Annotated in this window: 1 protein-coding gene; it reads right to left on the bottom strand. The window is 64.8% G+C overall.

The features are described 5' to 3' along the window. Window positions 1-704: PAS domain-containing protein (locus NS365_RS23140; RefSeq protein WP_153003934.1), on the bottom strand; the 704-nt coding region annotated here is incomplete at both ends.

The following is a 704-nucleotide window of genomic DNA, read 5'->3' as shown; positions in this document are numbered from 1 at the left end:
GCGATGGCCTGCACCATGGCCATGGAATTCTTCATCCGATGGGCCAGCTCCCGCGTCAAATCGACTCGCTGCCGATCGGCTAGGATGCGGGACGTCACGTCGTAGCCTTCGACGAAAATGCCCGTCACCTGCCCGGCGGTGTCGCGCAGCGGCTGGTAGACGAAATCGAGATAGCGCTCGACGGGCTGGGTGTCCGGCTCGCCCGCCACCACATAGCGCGCGCCTGCCTGCGTCAGGGCTTCGCCGCTCGCATAGGCACGGTCGAGCAAGTCGCCATAGCCCTGCTCCATCGCGTCGGGCAACGCGTCCGCGACGGGACGGCCAATCAGATCGCGGTTTCCGATCAGCGCCTGATAGGCGGGATTGACCCATTCGAAGCGGTGCTCCGGCCCCTGCAACATGGCCATGAAGCTCGGGGCCTGCTGAAACATCTGCCTGAATCGGGCGCGCTCGGCCAGAACCTGACGCCGCGCGATCACCTCGCCCGTGGTTTCCGTGCAGGCGCAGAACATGCCGCCCACTTCGCCCGACTCGATGCGAACGGGCGTGTAGGAGAAGGCGAAATGCGTTTCCTCCGGATAGCCGTTCCGGTGCATCACGAATTCGATATTGTCCATATGCGTGGAGACGCCCGCATAGGCGCGGTCGAGGATCGGCTCCACCACGTCCCAGAGGTCGAACCAGAGATCGCGAAAGGGGCGGCC

This window comes from Aureimonas ureilytica, assembly GCF_001475935.1.
In the GTDB taxonomy this organism is placed as follows: Bacteria; Pseudomonadota; Alphaproteobacteria; order Rhizobiales; family Rhizobiaceae; genus Aureimonas; species Aureimonas ureilytica_A.
The sequence above is the reverse complement of the archived record's forward strand: the minus strand, read 5'-3'. Positions and strand labels throughout refer to the sequence as shown.